Source organism: Spirillospora sp. CA-108201 (assembly GCF_050936235.1).
Classification (GTDB): domain Bacteria; phylum Actinomycetota; class Actinomycetes; order Streptosporangiales; family Streptosporangiaceae; genus Spirillospora.
The window spans coordinates 3,635,893-3,661,450 of the sequence record NZ_JBNJNE010000001.1 but is presented as its reverse complement, the minus strand read 5'-3'; the positions used below and the strand labels follow the sequence as shown (position 1 = coordinate 3,661,450).

Below are 25,558 nucleotides of genomic sequence, written 5' to 3'. Positions count from 1 at the left end.
CGGATGAGGAGGGAGACCGGGTGAAGGGGGAGACCGTCGCGTTCTGGGTGCTGGCCGTCGCCGCCGTCGGGACGGGCGTCGCCGTGTTCGTCGTGGACTCGATGGCGCGGGCGACGTTCGCGCTGCTGGCCTCGTTCCTGTGCGTCGGCGGCGAGCTGCTCCTGATCGACCTGCACTACCTCGGCGTCCTGGTCGTCCTCATGATGATCATGGAGATGCTGGTGATGGCCGTCTTCATGGTCATGTACATGATGAACCCGGCCGGGCTGATGCCGATGTCGATGCTGCACAACCGGCGCGGCGCGCTCGCGATCTCCGGGCTCGCCTTCGCCGCGCTGGCCGCCGGCGTGCTCACCGTCCCGTGGCCCGAACGCGCGGGGCGCCCGCCGCGCGACCCCACGGTGGCGCTCGGCGAGGCGATCATGGGACCGAAGATGCTGGTCATGATGGTGATCGGCGTCGCCATCCTGGCCACCATGATCGCGACGGTGGTGCTGGCCGCGCACCGGGGCCGCTACGGCCCCGCGGACCGCCGCGGCGGGGACGGGGCGCGATGACGCTGGAGGCGTTCCTGCTGCTCGCCGCCGCGCTGTTCTGCGTGGGCCTCTTCGGGGCGCTGTCGCAGCAGTCGATCGTGATGCTGATGATGGGCCTCGAACTCATGATCAACGGGATCGTGGTCGCCGCGGCCGCGTTCTGGTTCCGGGTGTCGCCCGGCATGGCGGACGGGCAGGTGCTGGTCCTCGTCGCGATCACGGTGATGGCGCTGGAGATGGCGATGGGGTTCGCCGTCGTCACCGCCCTGTTCCGGGCCCGCGACGTGGACATGACCGACGACGCGGGGGACCTCGGGGGATGAGCGGAGCGAGCGGGCGCGGCCGCCTGCGGGGAGCGTGCGGATGACGCTCCTCCCCGGCTGGCCGGGCGGGCCGGCGGTGGACGGGCTGTCCGCCGTCCTGCTCGTGACGCTCGGCGCCGTGCTGGTCGCGGTCCTCGTCTTCGCGGCGGGGGAGGGGTACGGCGCTCGCTTCTTCGGCCTGATGCTCCTGTTCGCGGCCGCGACGGCCGTCACGGTGACGGCGACCGACCTGCTCCTGCTGCTGATGGGCTGGGAGGTCATGGGCGCGATGTCGTACGCGCTCATCGGCTACGCGTGGTGGGACGCGCGACGGGTTCGGTCGGCCGGGGTCGCCTTCCTGACGACCAGGGCCGCCGACATGGGCCTCTACGCGGCGGCGGGCTTCGCGGTCGCCGGAGCCCACTCCCTCAGGCTCGACGACCTCCCCGCGTCCGGTGCGCCCTGGCGGGACCTGATCGCGGCCGGGCTCGTGGTGTCGGCGCTCGGGAAGTCGGCGCAGCTCCCGTTCTCGTTCTGGCTGTCGCGCGCCATGGACGGCCCGAGCCCGGTGTCGGCGCTCCTGCACTCGGCCACGATGGTCGCCGCCGGCGCCTACCTGCTGATACGCGTGCATCCGCTGCTGGCCGCGACCGGCTGGGCCGCCACGCTCGTGGCCTGGGCCGGGGCCGTGACGGCGCTGGTCCTCGGCGCCGTCGCGGTCGCGCAGCGCGACCTCAAGCAGCTTCTCGCCGCGTCCACCTGCGCGCAGATCGGGTTCATGGTGCTCGGGGCCGGCGCCGGCGCGCTGGGCGGCGGGACGGCGCACCTCGTCGCGCACGCCGCGGTGAAGAGCCTGCTCTTCCTCTGCGCTGGCGTGTGGCTGGGCGTGCTCGGGACGAGGCGGCTGGACGTGTTGCGGGGCGCGGCGCGGCGCCATCGCACGGTCGGCGCGGCGTTCGCGGCGGGCGCGCTCGCGCTGGCCGGTGTCCCGCCGCTGTCGTTGTGGGTCACCAAGGACGAGATCCTCGCCGGTGCCGGCGGCTCGCCGGGCCTTCTCGCCGTGGGGCTCGCTGCGTCCGTCCTTTCGGCCGCCTACGCCGCGAAGGCGTTGCGCGCCGCGTTCGATCCGGGAGGCGGAGGCGCGGCGTTCCGGGTGCCGTTCGCGCAGCAGGCGCCGCTGGTCCCGCTGGCCTTCGCGGCGGCCGTGCTCGGAGTGCTCGGCCTTCCCCCGGTCGCGAGCGCCTGGCGGCGGCTGCTCGGCGTGCCGGACGAGAGCGGGCCCGGAGCGTGGCTGTTCGCGCTCTCCGGTGTCCTCGCCGTGCTCACGGTGGGCGCGGTCATGGCCGTCCGGCGGATCCCGGAACCCGCGTGGGCGCTGCGCTGGCTCTGGCTGGAGGACGCCGTTTCGGCCGTGGCGGTCCGTCCGGCGTTCGCCGCCGCGCGGGCGCTGGCCCGGTTCGACGACCGGGTCGTCGACGGCGCGGTCCGGGGCGTCGCGCGCGGCGGACAGGTGATCGCCGGGCTGGCCGGGCGCCGCGTCGAGCCGCGGGTGGACGGCCTCGTCGCCGCGGTCGGGCGCGGGGCGCGGAGGCTGGGCGCCCTGGCGCGGCGTCCGCAGACCGGGCAGGTCCACCTGTACTACGCCCAGGCCGCGGTGGTGCTCGCGGTCCTCGTCGCCGTCGCCGTCCTGGCCGGGTGAGCCGATGCTGAATCTGGTGATCTTCCTGCCGCTGGCGGTGGCGCTCGCGCTGCCCGCCGTCCCGCGCCGCGCGGTCCCCTGGACGTGGATCGGCGCCGCCGTCCTGGACCTCGCGCTCGTCGTCGGGATGTGGGCCGCGCACGGAACCGGCGGCGGGATCGCGTACGAGACGAACGCGCGGTGGATCCCGTCCGTCCGGGCCGGCTACCACGTCGGCGTGGACGGCCTGTCGCTCCCGCTGCTGGCCCTGACCGCCGTCCTGTTCGCCGCGTGCGCGGTGTACTCGCTGCGGCAGACCCGCCGGGTGCGGGCGTTCGCGATCCTGTTCCTCTTCCTGGAGACCGTCTGCCTGGGCCTGTTCGCCGCCCTCGACCTGCTGCTGTTCTTCGTCTTCTTCGACCTGTCGATCGTCGGCATGTACTTCGTGATCCTGCTGTGGGGGCACGGCGACCGGACGAGGTCGGCGCTGATGTTCTTCCTCTACACCTTCCTCGGGTCGCTCGTCCTGCTGCTCGGGTTCATCGGCCTCTACCTGGGCGCCGACCCCCACACCTTCGACATGGTCGAGCTGACGCGGACCCCGCCGCCGAGCGGCGGCCCGGCCGGGCTGACGCTCCTCGCCGTGGGGATCGGCCTCGGCGTCAAGACGCCGGTCGTGCCGTTCCACACCTGGCTGCCGCCCGCCCACACCGACGCGCCGGCCGCCGGGTCGGCGATCCTCGCCGGGGTCATGCTGAAGATGGGCACCTACGGCCTCGTCCGGATCGCGATGCCGATGCTGCCGGACGCCTGGCGCCGCCACGCCCTGGTGTTCCTGATCGTCGGGCTGGTCGGCGTCCTGTACGGGGCGCTGGTCGCGCTGGCGCAGGACGACGTCAAACGGCTCGTCGCCTACACGTCGGTCAGCCACATGGGCTACATCGTCCTCGCGCTGGGCGCGGCCGGGTACGCGACCGGGGACGAGGACGCGCGGCGGCTCGCCGTCACCGGCGCGGTCACGCAGATGGTCAGCCACGGCCTGGTCACCGGCGCGCTGTTCCTGCTGTGCGGCGTCCTGTACGACCGGGCGGGCGGCTACGACCTCGGACGGTTCGGCGGCATCGCGCGCGGCGCGCCCGTCTTCGCCGCGCTGACCGCGATGGCCGCGTTCGCCTCGCTGGGGCTGCCGGGCCTGTCCGGGTTCATCGCCGAGTTCCAGATCTTCGCGGGGACGATCGGAAGCGGCACGGCGGCGACGGCGGTCACGGGCGCGCTGGCCGTCCTCGGCATCCTCCTCACGGCGGCGCTGTTCCTGCGCGTCCTGCACCGCGCCGTGCTCGGGCCGCTGGGGGAGCTGACCCCGCTCGTCACCGACCTGCGGCGGCCCGAACTGGCAGCGCTCGTCCCGCTGCTGGGACTGTCGCTGGTCATCGGCGTCGCGCCGCGCGTCCTGCTCGACACGATCGAGCCGCTGTCGGCGGCCGTCGTCGCGCTGGTGGGCCGCTGATGAACGAGAACCCCGCCGACCTCGCCCCCGAGCTGTGCGTCCTGGCCGCCGCCGTGACCGGGCTGGTGGCGGGGATGTTCCTGCCCCGGGCGCGGCAGCGGCCGGCCGCGGCGGTCTGCTCGGCCGGGCTCGCCGCGGGCCTGGTCCTCGCCGGGGTCGCGGCGCGCCGCCCCGGCCTCATGGCGTTCGACGTCTTCTCCGTCGACGCGATCACGCACGTCACCCGGATCACCGTGCTCGGCTCGACCCTCGCCGCCGTCCTCCTCGCGGCCGGGCCGGTCCGCGGCCATCCGCGGGAGAGCGAGCACCACGTCCTGATGCTGCTGTCGGCGCTCGGGACGATCATGCTCGGCGCCGCGTCGGACCTGCTCGTCCTCGTCGCCGCGTACCTGCTGGCGAGCATCCCCGCGTACGCGCTCGCCGGGTTCGGCAAGGACGCGCCCGGGACCGAGGCCGCGCTGAAGTACTACCTGATGGGCGCGCTGCTGGGGGTGTTCATGCTCGGCGGTGTGACGCTGCTGTCCGGCGTCGGGCGCGGCACCGCGTACCCGGCGCTGCGGGCCGGGCTCGCGGACGCGCCCCCGGCGGTGGTCGCCGCGGGCCTCGTCGCGCTCCTCGCCGGGCTGCTGTTCAAGGCGGGCGCCGTCCCCGGCCAGTACTGGGTGCCGGACGTGGCGGAGGGGGCGTCGCCCGCCGTCGCCGCGTACGTCACCACCGTGCCCAAGGTCGGCGCGTTCGCCGCCCTGTACCGGTTCGGCGCCGAGATCTCCCCGGCCGGCTGGCCCGTCCTCCTCGCCGTGATCGCGGCGGGGACGATGACGCTCGGCAACCTCGCCGCGTTCGGGCAGGACAACGTCCGGCGCCTGCTGGCGTACTCGACCGTGAGCCAGGCGGGCTACCTGCTCGTCCCGGTCGCGGTGGCGGGACGCGCCGACCTGGCCCGGCCCGCGCTGCTGTACTTCGTCGCCGCCTACGCGGTGACGAACCTGGGCGCCTTCGCGGTCGTCGTCGCCGCCGGCCGCGACGACCTGGCCGGATACGCCGGGCTGCTGCGCGCCTCCCCGCTCCTCGGCCTGTCCCTCGTCGTCTGCCTGCTCGGCTTCGTCGGGACGCCGCCGACCGCCGTGTTCGTCGCGAAGGTCCTGATGTTCGGCGCCGCGCTCGACGGCGGCCACGCATGGCTGGCGGTGGTGGCCGCCGTGAACACGGTCGCCAGCGTCTTCTACTACCTGCGCTGGATCGTCCCGCTGTTCCGGCGGCCGTCCGGCCCGCCGCGCACCGCCTCGGCGACCGCCTCGGCGGTCGCCGCTGCCGCCGCCCTCCTCTCCCTGGTCCTCGGGATCGCCGGCGGCGTCGCCCTCGCCGGCTATCAGGGGGCGTAGCGGCGGGCGAGGGTGCGGAACGCCTGCTTCGGCTCGAAGTGCCCGGTCTTCTCGTAGCCGAGGCCCGTCTCCGGCGGGAGCACCTTGACCAGGGAGAACCCGGCCATGTCGAGGTCCCGGGCCGGGTCGGGGGAGAAGGGGCCGTCGGGTTCGATGAAGTCGTACACGAACGCGCCGTACACGCCCTCGGCCTCGTAGACGTCCAGCAGTTCGGAGATGAAGCGGGCCTGCGCCCCCTCGTCGCGGACGTAGCCCGGCGGGATGACGGGCGGGTCCTGCGACCAGTCGACGATGTCGAACCCGTCGCCGCCGCGCCTGTCCGCGCCCCGGTAGGTGCAGCATCCGAACTCGGTGATGACGACGGGCTTGCCGAACGTGTGCAGGGCCCGGACGTCCTGGGCGTAGGTCGCCTCGTTCGTCTCGTCCCGGTACAGGTCGACGCCCACAACGTCGAAGCCGCGCCAGGCGACCTCCTCCCAGACGCCGGAGGTGTAGGTGAGGCGACCGCCGAACAGGGGGCGGACGGTCCTGAGCGCCCGTGCGAGGAACGCGTTCAGCCGCTCGTTGCAGCCCTCGCCCGCGGGGGTCCCGAGGTTGGCGGCCCGCTCCCGCCAGTCCCTGCCGGGCACCAGCCCGTCCATGAAGATCGTCAGCTCGCAGCCGACCGAGATCCCGACGCCGGGGTGGGTGCGGCGCAGCCCCTCGGCCGCCTTGGCGACGGCGGTGAGGAACGCCAGCGTCTCGCGCGCGTTCCGGTCGAACCGGCGGGCCTCGATCCACACGAACAGGCCCTCCCGCGCCGCGCAGCGCGCCGCGAGCATGAGGCGTCCCAGGTCGGAGCCGAGAAGGATGATCGCGTTGCAGTGCAGGTCGCGGCGGATCGCCCGGATCTCGCGCCGCACGTACGCGGGCTTCCACACCTCGCGTTCGGTGTCGTAGTTGACGCCGTGCTGCGGCAGCGGCCGCCGCCGGCCGGGCGCGGCCTGCGCGGCGCCGGTCATCGCGTCGTAGGCGATCACCGCGGCCCCGGACACGGCGGCCGCCGCCGTGCCGGCGAGCACGGTCCTGCGGGTGACCCGCGCCGCGGGCTCCGTCCGTGCTGCGGGTCGGTCCGGTGGCGCCGGCTTCTTCAGTGGCAAGGTCTGCTCCTCGGTGGTCGAGCCGCCCGCCACCGAGCCTTCCGGGGGCGGCCACGCCCGCGCAGCCGCCACCGGACCACGCCCGCGGCGACCAAAGTCGCCGGGCGCGGGGTCCGAAGGTCGATCAGGCGAGCAGGCCGTGCCGCTCGGCGAGGTCGAGGGCGGCCTGCGCGGCCGGCGCGAGCAGGTGCCGGTCGCCGCGCCCGACGTAGACGTACTCGTCCACCTCCCCGGCCGCCGCCATCGCGCCCCGGTAGGCGGCGGTGAAGCAGGCCATGCGGACGTGGGCGAAGTCGGGCTGGTCGTGGGCCGGGGCGCGGATGACGCCAAGCTCCCGGAAGGACGTCCGGTCCAGCTCCAGATCCAGCTCCTCGCGGACCTCGCGGGACAGGGCCGACCAGTCGTCCTCGCCCGCCTCCCGTTTCCCGCCGGGCAGGTACAGCAGGTCGCGGCCCCGCGAGCGGACGGCGAGCATCCGGCCGTCCGACACCTGGACCCACGCGACGACGTCAAGATCTTCCACGGCGGTCATTCTCCCCCAGGAGGCCCGGCGGCGCGCGGGCGGGCGGCGTCGCCGGCCGTATGCTCCGGGGGTGCGTGCCGAAGCCCTCGACCCCGTCCTGCTGCGGACCTTCGTCGCCGTCGCCGACCTGGGCTCCTTCACCGCCGCGGCGGCCGCCGAAGGCTACACGCAGTCCGCCGTCTCGCGGCAGATCGCGGCGCTGGAGGACGTCTGCGGGGTGGAGCTGTTCGCGCGCGGCGCCCGGGGCGTGCGGCCGACGCCCGCCGGGGAGTACCTGCTCCCGCACGCGCGCGCCCTCCTCGACCGGCTCGCCGACACGGCCCGCGCCCTCGACGGGCTGCGCCGGCTCGACACCGGGACCCTGCGGCTCGGCGCGTTCCCCACCGCCAACGCCGCGCTCGTCCCCCGCGCGCTCGCCGGGTTCCGGGCCCGGCACCCGGGCGTCCAGCCGGTGCTGCGCGAGGGCACCACCGACCGCCTGCTGCCGATGCTGGAGGCGGGCGACCTCGACCTCGCGCTGGTCAGCACGCACAAGGTCCCCTCGATCGCCGCCGACGGCCTGGTGACCCTGCTGGACGACGAGCTGCTCGTCGCGCTGCCGTCCGGCCACCGGCTCGCCGCGCGCGAGCGCGTCCCGCTCGCGGAACTGGCGGACGAGCCGTGGATCGTCGCCGACGACCCGGAGGCGATCGCCGCGCTGCGCGCCCGGTGCGAGGCGGCCGGGTTCGTGCCGCGGACGCCGCTGCGGGTCGCCGAGTGGATCTCCAAGCTGGGGCTGGTCGCCGAGGGGTTCGGGGTCACGCTCGTCCCGGCGCTGGCGGCCTCGGCCATGGCGCGGGACGGCGTCGTGCTGCGCGCCGTGACGTCCGGCCGGCCGCGCCGCGCCGTCTACGCGGCGGTCGGACGGCACGCGCGCAGGTCCCCGCCCGTCACCGCGTTCCTGGCGGAACTCCAGGACGCGGCCGCGGAGCTGCGGTCCGGCGGCGCCGACGGACCGCGCTCCGAGGGCGGGGAGCCCCGGACCTAGGGGACGGCCGCGACGATCTCCACCTCCAGCAGGGCGTCGGGGTGGAAGAGCCGGGACACCTCGACGGTCGTGCTGGTCGGCGGCGGGCCGGTGAAGTGCCGCCTGCGGACGTCGCCGTACTCCCGCAACCGGTCCAGGTCGGTGACGAACGTCCGGATGTTGACCACGTCGGCGAACCCGGCCCCGTGCGCGGCGAGGATCCGCTCCAGCAGCGACATGATCACCTCCGACTGGCGGGTCATGTCGCCGGGCCCGTCCACCGTGCCGTCCTCGCCGAGGGCGATCTGCCCCGACACGTACAGCATCGTGCCCTGCGTCACGACGGCGGTGTGGGAGTAGGCCGGGTTGGGCGGAGCCGGGACGGCGCCGGGGTTGCCGAGCGTCACGCGCATGGGCGGGTTCCTCCTGATGTGGTCGGTGAGGGCGACGAGGTCGTGGCCGCCGAGCCCGGCGGCGAGAGCGGCGTCCGTCCGGTCCCGGACGGCGGACAGGACGCCCGCGGGCCGGGCGCCGTCCAGGGCGAGGCCGAGGTCCTTGGCCGCCAGCGCGAGCGTGAAGCGCGGAGAGTCGCCGCCGGTGTGCTCCTTGAGGCGGCGGGCCTGGGGGCTGGTGCGTCCCAGCGCGTCCAGGGCGAGCCCGGGGTCGACGCCCAGCCGGTCGGCCAGGGCGAGCGACTCGCCGAGGACGGCGAAGCCCCCGACGAGCGCGCTGTTCGCCACCAGCTTGAGCGCTGCGCCCGAGCCCGGCGGGCCGACGTGCCGGACGTCCCCGAGGGCGGCGAGGGCGTCCCCGCAGCGGGCGAGAACGTCCGGTTCGGCGCCCGCGAGGATCACCAGCTCGCCCGCCTCCGCCTGCGGGACGCTGCCGGAGACCGGCGCGTCGACATGGCCGATCCCGCCGGGAAGCCGGCTCCGGACGCGGCGGACGGCGTCCGGGCCGATCGTCGACATGTCGGCGATCACGGCCCCGGGCGGCAGCGCCGGGGCGGCTCCGTCCGGGCCGAACAGCACGGCCTCGACGGCGGCCGCGTCGGTGAGCATCGTGACGACCAGCTCGCGGTCCCGGGCGGCCTCGGCGGGCGTGCCGCAGGCGGCGGCGCCCGCCTCCGCGAGCGGCGCGGCCCGGGCGGGCGTGCGGTTCCAGACGGTCAGGTCGTGCCCGGCGGCGATGAGGCGCCGGGCCATCGGGACGCCCATGCGTCCCAGTCCGAGAAAAGCGATTCGTGTCATGGCGCGACCGACGTTAGACGTCGTGCACTCATGTCACCAGCGAAGACTTCGCACGGCAGTCATGCGTTGCCCGCATGCCTCCCGGCGGGCGCCTCAGAACGCGAAGGCGGCGGCGACCCCCGCCAGCAGTACGGCCAGACCGGTCGTGATCAGGATGGAGACCGGGTCGGCCGCGCCGGCCTCGGCCGGCAGGGTGCGCCGGGCATGGAAGCTCCTGCGGGTGCGGCGCAGCATCAGCGCGGCCCCGCCGCACACGACCGCCGCCGCGAGGACCGTGCCCGGAGCCGAGGGGGCGAGCCGCACGCACAGAAGGCCCGCGCCGACCAGGGCGAGGATGGTGCGCGACCACGCCAGCGCCGTCCGCTCCGGCTGGGCGCCCGGGTCCCGCAGCCTCACCGGGTGACCAGCAGCGCGACCAGCAGGATGATCGCGGCGCCCGCCAGCCCGTAGGAGATCACCGGGGCCAGCGCGGGCGGCGGCAGCGTCTCGTCGCGGCGCAGAGCACGCTCGGTCCGCAGCCACCGGCGGAACGCCAGCGCCGCGACCAGGGCGCCGCCCGCGGCGAAGCCGACCGCGAGCACCTGCCGCAGCGGCGAATCGATCAGGTCGCCGGCCAGGGCGAGGCCGATGCCGCCCGCGATCAGCGCGAGCGCCGTGCGGATCCAGGCCAGGAACGTGCGCTCGTTGGCCATGGTGAAGCGCGGATCGGGGTCGTTGCCCTCGGCGAGCAGGCGGTCGGTCCACCTGCCGCCCGAGGAGCCCGGAGGCGTGGTCGCGGTCATCGCCTTTCATATTAGGCCAAGAAAGTGATGGCCCTAATACGGGTTATGAATGGCAATTCCGACCGTCTATCCCGGAAATGCCTGGTGGGGCGTGGTATGGGCGCGGGGCGCGCGCCCTTCGGCCGCGTCAGGCGCTGCCGAAGCGGCGGGCCGAGGCGTCCTCCTGGGCCAGCCGGTGCAGGGACGTGAGGACCTGCTCGTAGAGGATCGTCGAGACCAGCAGCGAATGGACGGTCCGGGCCCGGGGGGCGCCGTCCATGACCCGCCCGATCTCGTGCTCGGCGACCTCGGCGGCGGCCTTCACGTAGGGGCGCAGGTCCTTGAGGGTGATCGGGAAGCCGAGCCGGCGCAGCGCCACGAACGCGTGCGCCAGCAGGTCGCGGGCGGGGGCGCGGTCGCCGACCTGCCAGCCGAGCTCGCGGACGAGGGCGTCGACGTCCTCGCGGGCGGCCCGCCAGTGCGGGTCGTGCGGCGCGGCGACGTGCGGGCCGACCGCGTGCTGCGTGGTGGCGAACAGCTCGTGCATGCCGACCCGGTCGTCCTCGATGGCATCGATGATCTCCTGGATCGATGCGATCGGCATGTCGCCCGCCTCGCGCAGCGCGCTGATCAGCCGGAGGCGCTCCAGATGCCGCCCGTCGTACTCCGAGCGCGTGGCGCTCACCGACGAGCCCTTCGGCAGCAGGCCCTCCCGGATGTAGAACTTGATCGTCTGGACCGTCAGGCCGCTGCGGTCGCTGAGCTCGGAGATCTGCACGTTGCACCCCCTTGACCGAAGGCAACGGTAGCGAGGTCGGAGGCGCGGAGACCGGCACAATCCCAGGTCCGTCCGGCTTATGGTGATTCGCACCGCGGCCGGATCAGGACGGACGACCGGCGCGGACGGTCAGGAGGCGGTGCGGCGCATGCCCTCGGAGATCTTCTCGGCGGCCGCGGCGACGGGCGCGGCGTGCAGGCGCCCGGGGGAGCGGGTCAGGCGTTCGAGGGGGCCGGACACCGAGACGGCGGCGATCACCCGTCCGGCGGCGCCGCGGATCGGGGCCGAGACGGAGCCGACGCCCTGCTCGCGCTCGCCGACGCTCTGCGCCCAGCCGCGGCGCCGCACGGACGCCAGCGTCGTGGCCTCGAACTTGGCGCCGCGCAGCCCGCGGTGCAGCCGGTCGGGCTCCTCCCAGGCGAGCAGGATCTGCGCGGCGGACCCCGCCGTCATCGGCAGCGCCGCGCCGACCGGGATGGTGTCGCGCAGGCCGCTGGTGCGCTCGGCGGCGGCCACGCACACCCGCACGTCCCCCTGGCGGCGGAACAGCGACGCGCTCTCGCCGGTGTGGTCGCGCAACTGCGCCAGGATGGGCTGGGCGATCGCGAGCAGCCGGTCCTCGCCCGCCGCGACGGCGAGCTCGGCCAGCCGCGGGCCGAGGATGAAGCGCCCCTGCGTGTCGCGGTGGACGAGGCGGTGGTGCTCCAGCGCGACGGCGAGCCGGTGGGCGGTGGGACGCGCCAGTCCCGTCGTCTGGACGAGCTGGGCGAGCGAGGCCGGACCGGCCTCCAGCGCGTTCAGCACGAGCACCGCTTTGTCAAGTACGCCGACTCCGCTAGAGTTGTCCATGCATTGATATTGCCGTCTCGTAATTTGAGATGCAAATCGAGGCGGCCGCGCCGCCCGGGACGACCGGGACCGCGCCGCGCGCCGGCGGGGGCCGGCACGGCCGACGACCAGCACGATCGACGATCAGCACAGGTGAGGTGGAGTGATGGGCCGAACACTGGCCGAGAAGGTGTACGACGCGCACGTCGTACGGCACGCCGAGGGCGAGCCCGACCTCCTCTACATCGACCTGCACCTGGTCCACGAGGTCACGAGCCCGCAGGCGTTCGACGGGCTGCGGATGGCGGGCCGCCAGGTCCGCCGCCCCGACCTGACGATCGCCACCGAGGACCACAACGTCCCGACCACGGACCTGCTCAAGCCGATCGCCGACCCGGTGTCGCGCACCCAGGTCGAGACGCTGCGCAAGAACTGCTCCGACTTCGGGGTCCGGCTGCACCCGATGGGCGACGAGGGCCAGGGCATCGTCCACGTCATCGGCCCGCAGCTCGGCCTGACGCAGCCCGGCATGACCGTCGTGTGCGGCGACTCGCACACCTCCACGCACGGCGCGTTCGGCGCCCTCGCCTTCGGGATCGGCACCAGCGAGGTCGAGCACGTCCTCGCCACGCAGACGCTGCCGCAGATCCGGCCGAAGACGATGGCCGTCACCGTCGAGGGCGCGCTGCCCGAGGGCGTCACCGCCAAGGACCTGATCCTGGCGATCATCGCGCGGATCGGCACCGGCGGCGGGCAGGGCCACATCGTCGAGTACCGCGGCGAGGCCGTCCGGTCGCTGTCGATGGAGGGCCGCATGACGGTCTGCAACATGTCCATCGAGGCCGGCGCCCGCGCCGGGATGATCGCCCCTGACGAGACCACCTTCGCCTACCTCAAGGGCCGCCCGCACGCCCCGCGGGGCGAGGACTGGGACCGCGCCGTCGAGCACTGGACGTCCCTGCGCACCGACGACGACGCGGTCTTCGACCGCGAGGTCGTGATCGACGCGGCCGAGCTGACCCCGTTCGTCACCTGGGGGACGAACCCGGGCCAGGGCCTGCCGCTCGGCGGTGCCGTGCCCGACCCCGCGTCCTACGACGACCCGGTCCAGCGCCAGTCCGCCGAGCGCGCCCTGGAGTACATGGGCCTGAGCGCCGGGACGCCGCTGCGCGACATCGCGGTCGACACCGTCTTCGTCGGCTCCTGCACCAACGGCCGCATCGAGGACCTGCGCGCCGTCGCGGGCGTGCTGGAGGGCCGCAAGGTCGCCGACGGCGTCCGGATGCTGGTCGTCCCGGGCTCCATGAAGGTCAAGAAGCAGGCCGAGGAGGAGGGGCTGGACGCCGTCATCGCCGCCTCCGGCGCCGAGTGGCGCGAGGCCGGCTGCTCGATGTGCCTGGCGATGAACCCCGACAAGCTCACGCCCGGCGAGCGCAGCGCCTCCACGTCCAACCGCAACTTCGAGGGCCGGCAGGGGCCGGGCGGCCGCACCCACCTGGTGTCGCCCGCGGTCGCCGCCGCCACCGCCGTCACCGGCCGCCTGGCCGCGCCCCAAGACCTCGGCGAAGCCGCCGGGGGGTCTGGGGGGTCGTCCCCCCAGAATGACGCCGACCTGTAGAGGAGACACGATGGAAGCGTTCACCACCTACACCGGGCGCGCGGTGCCGCTGCGCCGCAGCAACGTCGACACCGACCAGATCATCCCGGCCGTGTGGCTCAAGCAGGTCAGCCGCACCGGATTCGACAAGGGCCTGTTCTCGGCCTGGCGCGAGGACCCGGACTTCGTCCTGAACCAGCCGCGGTACGAGGGCGCGGGGATCCTGGTGGCCGGGCCCGACTTCGGCACGGGATCGTCCCGCGAGCACGCCGTCTGGGCGCTCCAGCAGTACGGCTTCCGCGTCGTGATCGCGCAGCGCTTCGGCGACATCTTCCGCAACAACTCCACGAAGATGGGCCTGCTGCCCGTCGTCCTCACGGGCGAGCAGGTCGAGGCGCTGCAGAGCGCGGTCGAGAAGGACCCCGCCCTGGAGATCACCGTGGACCTGGGCGAGCGCGTGGTCCGCTGGGGCGCGGACACCGCGCCGTTCGAGATCGACGACTACACCCGCTGGCGCCTCATGGAGGGCCTGGACGACATCGGCCTCACGCTGCGCCACGCCGACGCGATCGGCGACTTCGAGGCCGCCCGCACCGCGCTGCTCCCCACCACGGTGTAGCCCGCGAGGCTCCACGACACAACGCCCGTGATGCCAGGTATCGGAAGATATCGGGCGTCACGGGCGCGCCCGAACGTACCCCGGGCGAGACGGTCGGCGCGGAGGCGGGGGAGAATCCCCCTAGTGTGCAACGACCGCCGACCGTTTGGGGACCTCAAGTGAGCACGGCCCCGTGGACCGGGCCAGAGTGGGACGATCCGGCATTGACTCAGCTCGCGCGACAGTTGCGTGACGCTCATCGCGCCGTGGCGCCGCTCCCGCCGCAGGACCGGCGGCGGCTCATCCGGCACCTGCTGGCGATCACCGATCTGGCGAAACGGGACGCCGAACTGGCCGCCCGCAGGCTGGACGCGTTCCTCGCCGATTTCCAAGACGGGCCCGACGTCGGTTAGCGTGCGCAGTGGCCGGATCCGGTCCGGTCACCGGGCGAGACGGGGGCGAGACCGACAAAAACGCCAGCGACACGCCATCGTTTGCGTGCAGGTGATTGTGTCCATGGTGAGGTTCCCTTAGTTTCGTTCGGGCAAGGGGGGAACTAGAGGAGTAACCCATGAACAAGCGTGAGCTGGTCGACGCCATCTCTGACCGGCTGGGCAGCAAGAAGGCCGCAGCCGAGGCCGTCGACGCCATCCTGGATGCGATCCAGACCGCCGTCGCCAAGGGCGACAAGGTCGCGATCACCGGTTTCGGTTCGTTCGAGAAGGCCGACCGGCCTGCCCGCACGGCCCGCAACCCCGCAACGGGCAAGACCATCGAGGTTCCCGCGACGTCCGTGCCCAAGTTCAAGGCGGGCGCCGACTTCAAGAACCTGGTGGCCGGCAAGAAGTAACGCCTCACCGCGTCAGCGCCCGGGACCGCACGGTCCCGGGCGCTGACGCGTTTCCAGCCCCGCCCAGGGCACCCGCGCACCGAGCTTCGCCCAGACGGGCCCCGCCGGGGGCTCTGGCCGTGCGGGCCTGGTCAGGCGGTCTCTGGTGGAGTGGGGAGGGGGAAGGTCGACAGCGTCACGACCCAGATCCGGTCGCCGTCCAGTGCGAGGTTCACCCGCTGGCCGAAGCGCAGCAGCCGCAGGCCGCCCGCCGCGAACGCCTCGGTGTCGAAGGCCAACTCCGTCCCGTCGTCGAGGAGCACGCTCCCCGAGCGGGTCTGCGCGTCGAACGCCTTCACCGTCCCCTGCATGCCCCGACTCTAGGCCAACGAGGACATCCGGGACGCGACGGCCGCGGTGCGGGGGCCGGCGCCGAGGGCCAGGGCCGCGCGGAGGTCGTCCGGAGTGTCCACGTCGCGGCGTACGCTGTCGGTGCCGGGCAGGAGGATCTCCCTGGCGCCGCGGGCGCGGTGGGCGGTCCGCGAACCGCCGCCGAACGCGGGGGAGAACGGGACGCCCGGGCGGGCCGTGTAGAGCGTCGTGCCGACGCCGGCCGCGTCCGGCACGAACGCCTCGGGCGCGGCGGCGGCGGCGTCGAGGACGCGCGCGAGCTCCTGTGGCCGCAAAGCAGGCAAATCCGCTGAAAGTGCGCCAACTCCGGCGTCGGGGGCCAGCTCGCGGCCGCGGCCGGCGCCATGGACCAGGGCCGGGTTCAGACCGGCGTCCGGGACGTCCGGCACGATCCGGGCGCCGAGGGCGGCGAGCTCGGCCGCCGGGAGGGGGTCGTCGGTGACTACGATCACGTGGCGGACCCGGTCGCAGCGCAGGGCGGCGGCGACCGTGTCGGCCGCGACCGCGAGCGCCAGGGCCTCCCGGTGCGGCCCGGCCGCCGCCGACATGCGGGTCTTGGCCCTGGCGAGGACCTTCACGGGGACGACGAGCGACCACGGGAGCGGCGGCGTCCCGTGCGTTCGCGCGGGGGGTGCTGGTGTAGACATGGCAACTCGACACTATGCGCACGCAACCGCGACACTTGAGGACACCCCAGGTTCACCTGTGGGACGGATCGAGGGAGGGGCGAGATGAGCGGAGCGAAGCGGGGGGTCGCCCCCTCGCAGGAGGGGCGCCAGGGCCACCGCTACTCGCCGAGATGGCGCGCGCTCACGATCGTCATCCTGCGACCGCTGCTGTCCGGGCTGCTCAGGCGCGACTGGCGCGGCCGCGGCAACGTCCCGAGGAAGGGCGGCGTCATCATCGCCGCCAACCACATCTCCGAAGCCGACCCCCTCGCGCTCGCCCACTTCGTCTACGGGTCGGGCCGCTACCCCGTCTACCTGGCCAAGTCCACGCTGTTCGACGTGAGGTTCATCGGGGCGGTGCTGCGCGGCACCGGCCAGATCCCGGTCTACCGCGACAGCGCCGACGCCGCCCTCGCCCTCAGGGACGCCGAGAAGGCCCTGCTGGACGGTGAGTGCCTGATGTTCTACCCGGAGGGCAGCTGCACCCGCGATCCCGAGCTGTGGCCGATGACGGGGCAGACCGGCGCGGCGCGGATGGCGCTGAAGACCGGCGCCAAGGTCGTCCCGGTCGCCAGCTGGGGCGCGCACGAGCTGATGCCGTACAAGAAGGGCGAGCAGAGGGGCCTCGCGGGAAGCCTGAAGAAGGGGGTCCATCCGGTGCCGCGCAAGATGATGCAGGTGATCGCCGGGCCGCCGGTGGACCTGTCGAAGTACGCGGGGCTCCCGCTGGACCGCGACACCCTGCGCGCCGCCACCGACGACATCATGGCCGCGATCACCGCCCTGCTCGGCGAGCTGCGCGGCGCGCGGCCCCCGGCCGAGCCCTTCGACCACCACCGGGTGCTGGAGGAGCGCCGCCGCGCCGCCGAGGCGGTGGCGGCCGGCACGGTGGCGGACGGGGCGGCCGACGCCGTGGTCGACCCGGCCGGAGGCGCGGTTCCCGAGCAGGCGGGACCGGCCGGGCCGGAGTCCGCCGGCCGGGGCGCGGCGGAGCCGAAGGCGGCCGACTCGTGACCTTCCGTACCGCGGTGATGGGCTCCGGGTCCTGGGGCACCACGTTCGCGATGATGCTGCACGACGCCGGCGGCGAGGTCACCCTGTGGGGCCGCCGCCCCGAGGTGGTCGAGGGCATCAACGAACGGCACGAGAACGCCGACTACCTGCCGGGCGTCCCGCTCCCCGAGGCCGTCCGCGCGACCCTGGACCCGGCGGAGGCCCTGCGGGGCGCCGACTTCGTGGCGCTGGCCGTCCCGGCGCAGACGCTCCGGCGCAACCTCGGCGGCTGGGTCCCGCTGCTGCCGCGCGAGGCCGTCCTGGTGAGCCTGATGAAGGGCGTCGAGCTCGGCACCACCCGCCGGATGTCGGAGGTGATCCGCGAGGTCGCCGACGTCCCCGAGGAGCGGGTCGCGGTGTTCAGCGGGCCGAACGTCGCGCGCGAGATCGCCACCGGCGAGCCCAGCGCCGCGGTCGCCGCGTGCGTGGACGAGGACGCCGCGCGCGGCCTGCAGGCCGCCACGATGACGTCCTACTTCCGCGTCTACACCTCCACCGACGTGATCGGCGTCGAGCTGGGCGGCGCGGTGAAGAACGTCGTCGCCCTGTGCGTCGGGATGTCGGTCGGACTCGGGTTCGGCTCCAACACCCAGGCGCTGCTGATGACCCGCGGGCTGGCCGAGATCGCCCGGCTGGGCGCCGCCCTCGGCGCCGACGAGCACACCTTCGCGGGCCTCGCCGGGATGGGCGACCTCGTCGCCTCCTGCGTCTCGCCGCTCGCGCGCAACCGGACGTTCGGCGAGAACCTCGGCCGCGGCATGACCCTGGACGAGGTCATCGCCGTCACCAAGCAGACCGCGGAGGGCGTGAAGTCGGCCGAGGCGGTGCTGGAGCTGGCGAACAAGCACAACGTGGAGATGCCGATCACCGAGGCCGTCACCGCCGTGCTGCACCGCGGCATACCGATCAAGGAGGCGGCGATCTCGCTGATTTCGCGGTCTCCCAAGCCCGAGCGGTACGGGGTGTGACGGTGCGACCGCGCACCGCGCCCGGTTCGCTCGTGGCCGACCCGTGCTGATCACCGGTAGGGTCGGGCGTCATGTCCCAGGTTTCTAGGATCCGCGTGGCGGTGGTCTTCGGCGGGCGCAGCTCCGAGCACGCGATCTCCTGCGTCACCGCGGGGGCCGTCATGGCCGCCATCGACCGGGACCGGTACGAGGTCGTGCCGATCGGCATCGCCCGCGACGGGCGCTGGGTGCTCCCGCCCGCGGACCTGCGCCTGGCGATCGAGGGCGGCCGCCTGCCGGAGGTGACCGGGGAGGGCGGCGTCCTCGCGCTGCCGTTCGACCCCGACAGCCGCGGCCTGATGGTGGTCCAGCCGGGCGAGGTCCCCGCGACCCTCGGCGACGTCGACGTGGTCCTGCCGCTCCTGCACGGCCCCTACGGCGAGGACGGCACGATCCAGGGCCTGCTCGACCTCGCCGGCATCCGCTACGTCGGCGCCGGGGTGCTGGCCAGCGCGGTCGGCATGGACAAGGGGTTCATGAAGCTCGTCTGGCAGGCGCGCGGCCTGCCCGTCGGCCCGTACGTGCTGGTCGGCGACCGGGAGTGGCGGCGCGAGCGCAAGCGCAAGCTCGACGAGATCATCAGGGAGCTCGGCCTCGCCGACGGGACGCCGGTGTTCGTCAAGCCGGCCCGCGCCGGGTCGAGCATGGGCATCACCCGCGTCACCGACGAGTCCGACCTGGAGGCCGCGGTCGAGGCCGCCCGCGGGCACGACCCCAAGGTCATCGTGGAGGCCGCGGTCGAGGGCCGCGAGATCGAGTGCGGCGTCCTGCAGGGCGTGGACGACGGCCCCGCCGAGGCCAGCCTGCCCGCCGAGGTCCTGATGGCGGGCGACCACGACTTCTACGACTTCGAGACGAAGTACCTCGACGGCTCCACCACCATGGCGATCCCGCCGGACCTGCCGCCCGCGGCGATCGAGGAGGTCCGCCGCGTCGCCGTGCAGGCGTTCGACGCGCTCGACTGCGAGGGCCTCGCCCGGGTCGACTTCTTCCACACGCCCGACGGCCGCTGGATCCTCAACGAGATCAACACGATGCCGGGCTTCACCCCCGCGTCGGCGTTCCCGCAGATGTGGGCGGCGACGGGCGTGGACTACCCGGCGCTGGTCGACCGCCTCATCCAGACGGCCCTCCAGCGCTCGACGGGCCTGCGTTAGCCTGCGTTTCGCAGTCCCGGCCCTCTTCGCTCGCCTGGCGGCCCGCTACGTGACCGGGCCTGGGCGAACGCGGCATCGCTTCGCGATCTGCCCGGCTCCGCTCGCCTCCGGCTTCGCTGCACCGGGCAGCTCACGCGTTCGCGCGCATGACCCAAGCTACTCCGGAACGCGTCAGCCGAAGGCGATCCGGTCGCCGCCCTTGAGGGTGGCCGCGTCGACGGCCCGCGCGCCCGCGTCGGAGAACGTCCAGAGGGTGTCGCCGATGACGAGCGATCGGCTGACGCCGCCGCCGAGGTCCCCGCCCGGATTCCGGACGGTTCCGAGCCTCGTGACGCCCGTTCCGGTGACCTTGAGGGCGAGGGCCTCGGGCGGGCCGCCGTCCCGCCCCGTCACCGGGACGACCGTGAGGCCGGTCTTCGGCCAGTACAGGAACGCGTGCGGTTCGAACTCCGCCTGGGAGCTCGCTCCGGGGAGCTTGTAGGCGTCCAGCCTGCGGGGCTTGGCGGAGACGTCGAAGAGGGAGACCTGGAGGCCGCTCGTACGGCCGGAGGAGTCGGCGTCCTGCCCCACGCCGAGCAGCTTCCCGTCCGCCGTCGGATGCAGGTAGGCGGAATAGCCGTTGATCTTGAGCTCGCCGGTGGTCCGGGGACGGTGAGGGTCCCTGAGGTCGACGGCGTACAGCGGGTCGGTCTGCCGGAACGTCACGACGTAGCCGGTGGCGCCGAAGAACCGGACGGAATGGATCCGCTCGCCCTCGCCGAGCCCGTCGAGCCGTCCGATCTGGTCGAGGCGCGCACCGTGCTGGGCCAGGACGTACACCGAGCTCTGCGACGCCCTGCTGCCGGGTTCGATCCGGCTGGTCGTCGCGGCCAGGCGCAAGTTCCCCTCATGCTCCGACATCGAGTACTGGTTGAGCAGGAAGCCCTTCACCGAGCCTGAGGCCACGTAATTCGGGCGTCCGCTACCGCGGACGTCGAACTTGTGGACGTCCGTACGCGGCTCGACCGCCTTCTTGCGCGGCCACGCGAACAGCTCCGGGGGAGTGCCGGTGACGTAGAGGCTCTGCCCGTCGCCGTACACGGTCGAGCCGTCGGCGGTCACCGCGACCGGCCGGGGGTCGCCGAGGCCCTTCGCGAGATCGAGCGTCAGCACGGTCAGCATCGAGGAGCCCGCGTACGAGGAGGGGCGGCTGACCTGGTCGCACGGCGTCCGGTACGCCGCCCCGCCCTCCACCTCGAAGGACGGGAGCCACGCGTCCAGCGGGGCCTTCGACACGGCCTCCCGGTTCGCCGCGACGGCCTTCCTCTCGCCGTCGCCCCCGGGGAAGTGGATGCGCGGCTGGGACCTCACCACCACGCGGACCAGTGGAGCCGGTCTGGCGCGCGTCGAGGTAGTCGGCGTTGGACGTCATCGTCCCGGCGACCCTCGGCTCGCCGGACAGATCGACCAGCGTGAGGCGCGTCGTCTGCGTCGACCCGGGCAGGGGCCGGCCGGGCAGCGGCCGCCCCGCCGCCGGCCCGCCCGGTGCCGGCGCCTCGAAGGGGACGGCTCTGGCCTGCCGCGTCAGGACGAGCACGCGGTCGCCGCTGAGCAGAAGCTCCCCGTCGTCGTAGCGGGCGGCGCCCGGCAGTGCCACCGTGTGCGTCACCTTGCGCGACACCGGGTCGACGACCCTGAGCCGTCCCTTGGCGAACGCGACGATCCTGCGGCCGTCGGTCTTCACGAGATCGGGCTCGTCCGCGTCCGGCTCGTGCGAGTTCGTCGTGGAGTGCTCCGGAGCGGGCGCGGGAGCCCCGGGCGCCCCGCCCGCGCTCGGCGCCTTCGCCAGCGCCTCGGCGCCGTCGCTCAGCGCGCCGTCGAGCCCGTACGGGCCGACCTTGTCCAGGGTGGCGCGGCGCAGCTCGTCGAGGAGCGCGTCACAGCCGCGATAGGCGACGAGCCGTACCGCCGGCGCCTCGGTGTCCCGGTCGTGGACCTGCCCCGACCGGGAGCACCCGGCGATCCCGGCCAGCAGGAGCGCCGTCGCGACCGGGAGGAAGATGCGACCACGCATGGACCTTGGACGCTAGCGTTCGCCGCCCGGTTCCCCGCGAGCGAGGGATTTCCGGTGAAGGCCGTCTTACGCGAGCGTCAGCAGGCCGAAACCCTCCGGAAACAGCGCCTGGGCAGCATCGGGGCATCGCCTGCCCCTGCCGGAAGGAGCTCTGCCCGATGCCCTCACCAGCCGTGTTCGACCTCGACGACCCCGGGATGCGGGATGTTCTCGGACACAGCCACTGGCACCCCGACATCCCGGGAGTGGCGGAGGTCATCACGGGCGGGTCCGTCCGGATGGAGTGCCCCGGCCGGGAACCCGGCGGCGGCCTCCTGCTGTGCGGTCCGCTCGTCGTCGTCGGAGCGGAACCCGGCGACGTGATCGTGGTGGACGTGCTCGCGGTCGGACGCCCCGGAGGCGGGCGCGACGCCGGCGGCCATCCCGGGATCATCGGCTGCGCGCCGCCCGAACCCGTGGCCGTGCCCGGCGACGCGCGCGGCCGCGACGTGGGCGGATGCCTCATCGCGCCCCTCACCGCCGGGTCCCGCATCCTGCTGCCGGTGCACGTCCGGGGCGCGAAGCTGTCGGTGGGCGACCTGCACTTCCCGCGCAGGGGCGCCCACGACTGCGGCGAGCCCGGCGTGCGCGGCTGGATCGACCTGCGCGTCAGCCTCACCCGGCAGGGCGTCGAACGGTTCCGCGTGACCGGGCCGATGCTGATGCCCGACCCGACCCCGCGCCTGTGCTAGCCGTGTTCTCGCAGTCCCGGCCCACTTCGCTCGCCTCCGGCCTCGCTCCACCGGGCAGCTCCCGCGTTCGCGCGCGGGGCCGAGGTCCCATCGAGACCGCTCCTAGCCGTCCCGCCGCGCGCGCTTCTCGTGCCGGGCGATCAGCGTGTCGATCTGGACGCTCAGCTTCGACCCGAGCGGCCAGCCGACGTAGTGGGTGAGGAAGACGCCGATCTCGCGCAGCTCGTCCGGGGACAGCTCCCCGTTGGCCAGCGCCGCCGGGATCTGGATGTCGAGGACGTCGTTCAGCCCCTGACCGGCGAGGACCCCGACGAGCAGCAGCCGCCGGTCGCGCATGCTCAGCCCCGGCCGCGTCCAGATGTCGCCGAAGAGGTGCTCGACGGTGATGCCGAAGAAGTCGCCGGGCCCATCCGACACCTCCCAGCCGTAGACCCGGCGCATCATCTCCAGCCCACGCTCACGCCGCCCCGCGGGCTCACCGGACCCGGATGCGCCTTCTGCGGGAGCTCGACCCCCCACGCCCCCCGGTTCGCTGCGCTCAGGCGTGTTCTCTGTGGGGGGCCGACCCCCCACGCCCCCCGGTTCGCTGCGCTCAGGCGTGTTCTCTGTGGGGGGCCGACCCCCCACACCCCCCGGTTCGCTGCGCTCAGTCATTGGCCTCCCCCAACCCCAGCCCCGCACCGAAACGATCGAGAGCGATCCGGGCGAGCGGGGCGTCGACCCCCAGCTCGTCGGCCAGCTCCAGCGCGAGGGACAGGTCCTTCTCACCGAGGTCCCGCGTGTGCCGCAGGATGTCGTACAGGTCGTCGTCCGGCGCCAGCGGAGCGGTCGTCGGGCGCAGCATGATGGAGCCCGCGCCGCCGGTGATCGCGTCGGTGTGCCGGACGACCCGGCCGAGCTTGCGCAGCGACACCCCGGCCGCCTCCGCGAGGCGCTGCGCCTCCGCGGCCGCGGTGAACGAGATGAAGTGCAGCATGTTGCGGGCCAGCTTCGCGCGGGTGCCCGCGCCGACCGGCCCCATGTGCAGGACGAGGTCCGCCCAGGCGCCGAACGGCTCCCGGCACCGCTCGAACGCCTCGTCCGTCCCGCCGACCATGACCGCGAGGCTGCCCGCGCTCGCCCCCATGAACCCGCCGCTGACCGGGGCGTCCACCACCTCGATCCCGTAGCGCCGTGCTCGCGCGGCCAGGTCCTGCGCGGTCCGCGCGCGGATGGTCGAGTGGACCGCCAGGACCGTGCCCGGACGCGCGCTCGCGAGCACCTCCTCGCCCACCTCCGTCACCTGGGCGTCGTCCCGGACCATGACGGACACCAGGTCGCTGTGCGCGGCCACCTCGGCGACGCTCTTCGCGGCGCGCGCGCCCGCCTTCACCAGCGGCGCCATCGCCTCGGCCCGCGCGTCGTACACGGCCAGGCCCCGTCCCGCCAGGTGGGCCGCCATCGGCGCCCCCATCTGCCCGAGCCCGACGAACCCGACCGCCGCGCGCCCGCTCGCCGGGGGGACGCGCGCCTCCCGGTCAGCCCCGCTCATGCCCGGAACACCTCGCCGCCGTCGACGTTGACGATCTGGCCGGTGATCCACGCGGCGTCGTCCGACAGCAGGAACAGGCAGGCGCCCACCAGGTCCTCGGGCGACCCCATCCGCTTGAGCGCCATCTTGTCCTGGACGATCTTCTGCGACATGCCGCCCGGCACGACCGTCCGGTTGGCCTCGGTGTCGATCGGGCCGGGCGCGATCGCGTTCACGCGGATGTTCATGCTGCCCAGCTCGTGCGCGAGCTGCTGCGTGAGCCCGTTGACGCCGACCTTGGCCAGCCCGTAGAAGCCCGAGTACTGCCAGGCCGCCGTGGAGGACTGGTTGACGATGGAACCGCCGCCGCGCGCCTGCATGTGGGGGTGGCAGGCGCGCGCGCACAGCAGCGCGCCGTCCATGTTCACCGACATGAACTTCTTGTAGTAGTCCCAGTCGACGGTGAAGAGGAAGTCCAGCTTCATCGTCCCGAAGATGGCGGCGTTGTTGACGAGGTGGTCGATCCCGCCGAACCGCTCCACCGCCTCCCCGGCCATGGCCTCCACGGACGCGGGATCGGACACGTCCGTTCGCACGAACAGGCCTTTGACGCCGTCCGCGACGGCGCGACCCCGCTCGTCCACGTCCGCGACGACCACGTGGGCGCCCTCGGACGCCAGTGCCCGCGCGTACGCCTCGCCGATTCCCTGCGCGGCCCCGGTGACGACCGCGACCTTTCCCTCGAACCTCACACGCCCTCCGCGATCGCCTTGGTCTCCAGGTACTCCTCGAAACCGGCCACGCCCATCTCGCGGCCGATGCCCGACTGCTTGTAGCCGCCGAACGGGACGTCCGCGCCGTACCAGACGCCGCCGTTCACGCTGACCGTCCCGGTGCGCAGCCTCCTCGCGACGGCGCGCGCCCGCTCGACGTCCCCGCCGTGCACCGCGCCCGACAGCCCGTACGGGGAGTCGTTCGCGATCCGCACCGCGTCGTCGTCGCCGTCGTGCGGCAGGAGCACCAGCACCGGCCCGAAGATCTCCTCCCGCGCCGCGCGGGCGTCGTTGGTCAGCCCGGTGATCAGCGTCGGCTCGATCCAGAAGCCCTTGTCCCGGCCCTCCGGGCGTCCGCCGCCGCAGGCGAACGCGCCGCCCTCCTCCACGGCGAGGTCCAGGTAGCCCTCGATCCGCTCGCGCTGCCGCGCCGAGATGACCGGGCCGCAGATCGTCCGGTCGTCCTGCGGGTCCCCGGCGCCGAGCTTCGCCAGCGTCTCGGCGGTGATCTCGACGGCCTCGTCGTGGCGCTCGCGCGGGACGAGGATCCGGGTCGTGATCGCGCAGCCCTGCCCGGCGTGGGTGATCCCGGCGAAGGCCGCGTACGAGCACGCGGCCCGCAGGTCGGCGTCGTCCAGGACGACGAACGCCGACTTGCCGCCGAGCTCCAGGAACACCCGCTTGAGCGTCCCGGCCGCGCTCGCCATCACGTCCCGCCCCGTCGCCGTCGACCCGGTGAACGACACCAGGTCGACGCGGGGATCCCGGGTGAGCCGGGCGCCCAGCGCGTGATCGGACGAGGTGACCACGTTGACCACGCCCGGCGGGATGTCGGTGTCCTCCGCGACGACCTCGCCGAGCACCGCCGCGCACCAGGGCGTGTCGGGCGCCGGCTTCAGCACCACCGTGTTGCCCGCCGCCAGCGCCGGACCCAGCTTCGCGAGGTTGATCTGGTGCGGGAAGTTCCACGGGGTGACGGCGCCGACGACGCCCACCGCCTCCCGGACGACCCTCCGGTGGCTGGGCATCCCCATCGGCTCGGCGCGTCCGAGGTTGCGCTCCCAGCCGTAGTCCTCGACCAGGTCCGCGAACCACGCGAGGTCGTCCACGGGCGCGTCCAGCTGGGCCCCGAACGTCAGGAACCTCGGCGCGCCCACCTCCTTGATCGTGAGTTCGCGCAGCTCGTCCGCCCGCCGCCGCAGCCCCTCCCGGAGCTGCCGCAGGCACCGCGCGCGGAAGGCGTGGTCGGTCGCCCACCCGGTCTCGTCGAACGCGCGGCGCGCGGCCGCGATCGCCCGGTCCATGTCGTCGGCGGAGGCGTCGGCGGCGGTACCGAGCACCTCCTCGGTCGCGGGATTGATCGTCTCGAAGGCGCCGCCCGCCCCGGGGACGAGTCGTCCGTCCACCAGAAGCAAGCGATCGTTTGTTCTGGACACCTGTCCAGACTACATTCCAGCCCCCGGCGCGACGCAAGAGCGGCC

The 25,558-nt window shown here is 74.0% G+C and carries 28 protein-coding genes and 1 pseudogene; 14 read left to right on the top strand and 15 right to left on the bottom strand.

From position 1 onward, the window contains the following. Nucleotides 1–20 precede the first annotated feature (20 nt). From ACQEU6_RS17830 to ACQEU6_RS17810, 5 genes are read left to right on the top strand one after another with little or no spacing between them, the layout of a single operon-like run. Nucleotides 21–557, top strand: coding sequence for an NADH-quinone oxidoreductase subunit J family protein (locus ACQEU6_RS17830; RefSeq protein ID WP_499333281.1), 537 nt, complete (start codon nucleotides 21–23; stop codon nucleotides 555–557). Next, the gene (gene nuoK, locus ACQEU6_RS17825; RefSeq protein WP_499333279.1) at nucleotides 554–859 is read left to right on the top strand and encodes an NADH-quinone oxidoreductase subunit NuoK; all 306 of its coding nucleotides are present in this window, start codon (nucleotides 554–556) and stop codon (nucleotides 857–859) included. The genes ACQEU6_RS17830 and nuoK overlap by 4 nt, the downstream gene beginning before the upstream one ends. A 40-nt stretch (nucleotides 860–899) precedes the next feature. Next, on the top strand, nucleotides 900–2,537 hold the full coding sequence (locus ACQEU6_RS17820; RefSeq protein ID WP_499333277.1) for a proton-conducting transporter transmembrane domain-containing protein: 1,638 nt from the start codon (nucleotides 900–902) through the stop codon (nucleotides 2,535–2,537). Nucleotides 2,538–2,541: 4 nt separating this feature from the next. Continuing rightward, entirely contained in the window at nucleotides 2,542–4,023 is a 1,482-nt protein-coding gene (locus ACQEU6_RS17815; RefSeq protein WP_499333275.1) for a complex I subunit 4 family protein, read from the top strand. Then, entirely contained in the window at nucleotides 4,023–5,405 is a 1,383-nt protein-coding gene (locus ACQEU6_RS17810) for an NADH-quinone oxidoreductase subunit N (protein WP_499333273.1), read from the top strand. Before ACQEU6_RS17815 ends, ACQEU6_RS17810 begins: the two co-directional genes overlap by 1 nt. Here the strand turns inward: ACQEU6_RS17810 and ACQEU6_RS17805 are convergent. Both ACQEU6_RS17805 and ACQEU6_RS17800 read right to left on the bottom strand, forming a co-directional pair. Further along, nucleotides 5,393–6,544, bottom strand: coding sequence for a glycoside hydrolase family 113 protein (locus tag ACQEU6_RS17805; RefSeq protein WP_499333272.1), 1,152 nt, complete (start codon nucleotides 6,542–6,544; stop codon nucleotides 5,393–5,395). The two genes, ACQEU6_RS17810 and ACQEU6_RS17805, sit on opposite strands and share 13 nt — an antisense overlap. Nucleotides 6,545–6,668: 124 nt before the next feature. Beyond that, nucleotides 6,669–7,067, bottom strand: a complete 399-nt coding sequence (locus tag ACQEU6_RS17800) for an NUDIX hydrolase (RefSeq protein ID WP_499333271.1) — start codon at nucleotides 7,065–7,067, stop codon at nucleotides 6,669–6,671. 70 nt (nucleotides 7,068–7,137) lie between these two features. On the opposite strand from ACQEU6_RS17800, the gene ACQEU6_RS17795 reads away from it, so the two are divergent. After that, nucleotides 7,138–8,094 (top strand): LysR family transcriptional regulator, encoded by a 957-nt coding sequence (locus ACQEU6_RS17795; RefSeq protein WP_499333269.1) that lies wholly within the window; start codon nucleotides 7,138–7,140, stop codon nucleotides 8,092–8,094. Here ACQEU6_RS17795 and ACQEU6_RS17790 read toward each other — a convergent pair. The 5 genes from ACQEU6_RS17790 to ACQEU6_RS17770 form a co-directional block, all read right to left on the bottom strand. Next, nucleotides 8,091–9,323: an NAD(P)-binding domain-containing protein gene (locus tag ACQEU6_RS17790; RefSeq protein ID WP_499333268.1), complete on the bottom strand. Its 1,233-nt coding sequence runs from the start codon at nucleotides 9,321–9,323 to the stop codon at nucleotides 8,091–8,093. The two genes, ACQEU6_RS17795 and ACQEU6_RS17790, sit on opposite strands and share 4 nt — an antisense overlap. A 93-nt stretch (nucleotides 9,324–9,416) precedes the next feature. Then, a complete protein-coding gene (locus ACQEU6_RS17785; RefSeq protein ID WP_499333267.1) occupies nucleotides 9,417–9,719 on the bottom strand; it encodes a DUF202 domain-containing protein in 303 nt (100 codons plus the stop codon). Next, the gene (locus ACQEU6_RS17780) at nucleotides 9,716–10,105 is read right to left on the bottom strand and encodes a YidH family protein (RefSeq protein WP_499333266.1); all 390 of its coding nucleotides are present in this window, start codon (nucleotides 10,103–10,105) and stop codon (nucleotides 9,716–9,718) included. Before ACQEU6_RS17780 ends, ACQEU6_RS17785 begins: the two co-directional genes overlap by 4 nt. A 127-nt stretch (nucleotides 10,106–10,232) precedes the next feature. Continuing rightward, nucleotides 10,233–10,862, bottom strand: a complete 630-nt coding sequence (locus ACQEU6_RS17775) for a MerR family transcriptional regulator (RefSeq protein WP_499333265.1) — start codon at nucleotides 10,860–10,862, stop codon at nucleotides 10,233–10,235. A 129-nt stretch (nucleotides 10,863–10,991) separates the two neighbouring features. After that, complete coding sequence (locus ACQEU6_RS17770) at nucleotides 10,992–11,711, bottom strand: IclR family transcriptional regulator (RefSeq protein WP_258938490.1); 720 nt, start codon at nucleotides 11,709–11,711, stop codon at nucleotides 10,992–10,994. A 145-nt stretch (nucleotides 11,712–11,856) separates the two neighbouring features. Between ACQEU6_RS17770 and leuC the strand changes: the two genes are divergently transcribed. The 4 genes from leuC to ACQEU6_RS17750 all read left to right on the top strand — a co-directional run bounded on the left by leuC (nucleotide 11,857) and on the right by ACQEU6_RS17750 (nucleotide 14,735). Beyond that, entirely contained in the window at nucleotides 11,857–13,308 is a 1,452-nt protein-coding gene (gene leuC, locus ACQEU6_RS17765; RefSeq protein WP_499333262.1) for a 3-isopropylmalate dehydratase large subunit, read from the top strand. 10 nt (nucleotides 13,309–13,318) lie between these two features. Next, a complete protein-coding gene (leuD, locus tag ACQEU6_RS17760) occupies nucleotides 13,319–13,906 on the top strand; it encodes a 3-isopropylmalate dehydratase small subunit (protein WP_499333261.1) in 588 nt (195 codons plus the stop codon). Between the two features lie 158 nt (nucleotides 13,907–14,064). Beyond that, nucleotides 14,065–14,298, top strand: a complete 234-nt coding sequence (locus tag ACQEU6_RS17755) for an SCO5555 family protein (protein WP_499333259.1) — start codon at nucleotides 14,065–14,067, stop codon at nucleotides 14,296–14,298. A 158-nt stretch (nucleotides 14,299–14,456) separates the two neighbouring features. Next, the gene (locus ACQEU6_RS17750; RefSeq protein WP_499333257.1) at nucleotides 14,457–14,735 is read left to right on the top strand and encodes an HU family DNA-binding protein; all 279 of its coding nucleotides are present in this window, start codon (nucleotides 14,457–14,459) and stop codon (nucleotides 14,733–14,735) included. A 131-nt stretch (nucleotides 14,736–14,866) separates the two neighbouring features. On the opposite strand, the gene ACQEU6_RS17745 is transcribed toward ACQEU6_RS17750, so the two are convergent. Both ACQEU6_RS17745 and cofC read right to left on the bottom strand, forming a co-directional pair. Next, nucleotides 14,867–15,085, bottom strand: coding sequence for a hypothetical protein (locus ACQEU6_RS17745; RefSeq protein WP_499333255.1), 219 nt, complete (start codon nucleotides 15,083–15,085; stop codon nucleotides 14,867–14,869). Between the two features lie 9 nt (nucleotides 15,086–15,094). Next, nucleotides 15,095–15,772 carry a 2-phospho-L-lactate guanylyltransferase gene (cofC, locus tag ACQEU6_RS17740; protein ID WP_499333253.1) on the bottom strand — a complete coding sequence of 226 codons (678 nt, stop codon included), beginning with the start codon at nucleotides 15,770–15,772 and terminating at the stop codon, nucleotides 15,095–15,097. Between the two features lie 84 nt (nucleotides 15,773–15,856). Between cofC and ACQEU6_RS17735 the strand changes: the two genes are divergently transcribed. The 3 genes from ACQEU6_RS17735 to ACQEU6_RS17725 all read left to right on the top strand — a co-directional run bounded on the left by ACQEU6_RS17735 (nucleotide 15,857) and on the right by ACQEU6_RS17725 (nucleotide 19,010). Beyond that, nucleotides 15,857–16,807, top strand: a complete 951-nt coding sequence (locus ACQEU6_RS17735; RefSeq protein ID WP_499333251.1) for a lysophospholipid acyltransferase family protein — start codon at nucleotides 15,857–15,859, stop codon at nucleotides 16,805–16,807. A 17-nt stretch (nucleotides 16,808–16,824) separates the two neighbouring features. Next, on the top strand, nucleotides 16,825–17,814 hold the full coding sequence (locus ACQEU6_RS17730) for an NAD(P)H-dependent glycerol-3-phosphate dehydrogenase (protein WP_499340234.1): 990 nt from the start codon (nucleotides 16,825–16,827) through the stop codon (nucleotides 17,812–17,814). A 71-nt stretch (nucleotides 17,815–17,885) separates the two neighbouring features. Beyond that, the gene (locus tag ACQEU6_RS17725; protein ID WP_499333247.1) at nucleotides 17,886–19,010 is read left to right on the top strand and encodes a D-alanine--D-alanine ligase family protein; all 1,125 of its coding nucleotides are present in this window, start codon (nucleotides 17,886–17,888) and stop codon (nucleotides 19,008–19,010) included. 171 nt (nucleotides 19,011–19,181) lie between these two features. Here ACQEU6_RS17725 and ACQEU6_RS17720 read toward each other — a convergent pair whose 3' ends face one another. After that, the gene (locus ACQEU6_RS17720) at nucleotides 19,182–20,366 is read right to left on the bottom strand and encodes a beta-propeller domain-containing protein (RefSeq protein ID WP_499333244.1); all 1,185 of its coding nucleotides are present in this window, start codon (nucleotides 20,364–20,366) and stop codon (nucleotides 19,182–19,184) included. Nucleotides 20,367–20,385: 19 nt separating this feature from the next. Beyond that, a pseudogene (locus ACQEU6_RS17715) lies at nucleotides 20,386–21,063 on the bottom strand (beta-propeller domain-containing protein); the annotation flags it as partial. A 158-nt stretch (nucleotides 21,064–21,221) separates the two neighbouring features. Here ACQEU6_RS17715 and ACQEU6_RS17710 point away from each other — a divergent pair. After that, nucleotides 21,222–21,794: an acetamidase/formamidase family protein gene (locus ACQEU6_RS17710; RefSeq protein WP_499333242.1), complete on the top strand. Its 573-nt coding sequence runs from the start codon at nucleotides 21,222–21,224 to the stop codon at nucleotides 21,792–21,794. 102 nt (nucleotides 21,795–21,896) lie between these two features. Here the strand turns inward: ACQEU6_RS17710 and ACQEU6_RS17705 are convergent, their stop codons facing one another. The 4 genes from ACQEU6_RS17705 to ACQEU6_RS17690 all read right to left on the bottom strand — a co-directional run bounded on the left by ACQEU6_RS17705 (nucleotide 21,897) and on the right by ACQEU6_RS17690 (nucleotide 25,483). After that, entirely contained in the window at nucleotides 21,897–22,238 is a 342-nt protein-coding gene (locus tag ACQEU6_RS17705) for a carboxymuconolactone decarboxylase family protein (protein WP_499333241.1), read from the bottom strand. 202 nt (nucleotides 22,239–22,440) lie between these two features. Further along, nucleotides 22,441–23,325 carry an NAD(P)-dependent oxidoreductase gene (locus ACQEU6_RS17700; protein WP_499333240.1) on the bottom strand — a complete coding sequence of 295 codons (885 nt, stop codon included), beginning with the start codon at nucleotides 23,323–23,325 and terminating at the stop codon, nucleotides 22,441–22,443. Further along, complete coding sequence (locus ACQEU6_RS17695; protein WP_499333239.1) at nucleotides 23,322–24,056, bottom strand: SDR family oxidoreductase; 735 nt, start codon at nucleotides 24,054–24,056, stop codon at nucleotides 23,322–23,324. Before ACQEU6_RS17695 ends, ACQEU6_RS17700 begins: the two co-directional genes overlap by 4 nt. Further along, the gene (locus ACQEU6_RS17690) at nucleotides 24,053–25,483 is read right to left on the bottom strand and encodes an aldehyde dehydrogenase (RefSeq protein ID WP_499333237.1); all 1,431 of its coding nucleotides are present in this window, start codon (nucleotides 25,481–25,483) and stop codon (nucleotides 24,053–24,055) included. Before ACQEU6_RS17690 ends, ACQEU6_RS17695 begins: the two co-directional genes overlap by 4 nt. Between the last annotated feature and the right edge of the window lie 75 nt (nucleotides 25,484–25,558).

Coding starts and splice junctions, on each gene's coding strand:
- nuoK (WP_499333279.1), top strand. CDS start 554: ATGACGCTGGAGGCGTTCCTGCTGCTCGCCGCCGCGCTGTTCTGCGTG.
- ACQEU6_RS17820 (WP_499333277.1), top strand. CDS start 900: ATGACGCTCCTCCCCGGCTGGCCGGGCGGGCCGGCGGTGGACGGGCTG.
- ACQEU6_RS17815 (WP_499333275.1), top strand. CDS start 2,542: ATGCTGAATCTGGTGATCTTCCTGCCGCTGGCGGTGGCGCTCGCGCTG.
- ACQEU6_RS17810 (WP_499333273.1), top strand. CDS start 4,023: ATGAACGAGAACCCCGCCGACCTCGCCCCCGAGCTGTGCGTCCTGGCC.
- ACQEU6_RS17790 (WP_499333268.1), bottom strand. CDS start 9,323: ATGACACGAATCGCTTTTCTCGGACTGGGACGCATGGGCGTCCCGATG.
- ACQEU6_RS17780 (WP_499333266.1), bottom strand. CDS start 10,105: ATGACCGCGACCACGCCTCCGGGCTCCTCGGGCGGCAGGTGGACCGAC.
- ACQEU6_RS17770 (WP_258938490.1), bottom strand. CDS start 11,711: ATGGACAACTCTAGCGGAGTCGGCGTACTTGACAAAGCGGTGCTCGTG.
- leuC (WP_499333262.1), top strand. CDS start 11,857: ATGGGCCGAACACTGGCCGAGAAGGTGTACGACGCGCACGTCGTACGG.
- leuD (WP_499333261.1), top strand. CDS start 13,319: ATGGAAGCGTTCACCACCTACACCGGGCGCGCGGTGCCGCTGCGCCGC.
- ACQEU6_RS17750 (WP_499333257.1), top strand. CDS start 14,457: ATGAACAAGCGTGAGCTGGTCGACGCCATCTCTGACCGGCTGGGCAGC.
- ACQEU6_RS17745 (WP_499333255.1), bottom strand. CDS start 15,085: ATGCAGGGGACGGTGAAGGCGTTCGACGCGCAGACCCGCTCGGGGAGC.
- cofC (WP_499333253.1), bottom strand. CDS start 15,772: ATGTCTACACCAGCACCCCCCGCGCGAACGCACGGGACGCCGCCGCTC.
- ACQEU6_RS17735 (WP_499333251.1), top strand. CDS start 15,857: ATGAGCGGAGCGAAGCGGGGGGTCGCCCCCTCGCAGGAGGGGCGCCAG.
- ACQEU6_RS17730 (WP_499340234.1), top strand. CDS start 16,825: ATGGGCTCCGGGTCCTGGGGCACCACGTTCGCGATGATGCTGCACGAC.
- ACQEU6_RS17725 (WP_499333247.1), top strand. CDS start 17,886: ATGTCCCAGGTTTCTAGGATCCGCGTGGCGGTGGTCTTCGGCGGGCGC.
- ACQEU6_RS17710 (WP_499333242.1), top strand. CDS start 21,222: ATGCCCTCACCAGCCGTGTTCGACCTCGACGACCCCGGGATGCGGGAT.
- ACQEU6_RS17705 (WP_499333241.1), bottom strand. CDS start 22,238: ATGATGCGCCGGGTCTACGGCTGGGAGGTGTCGGATGGGCCCGGCGAC.
- ACQEU6_RS17700 (WP_499333240.1), bottom strand. CDS start 23,325: ATGAGCGGGGCTGACCGGGAGGCGCGCGTCCCCCCGGCGAGCGGGCGC.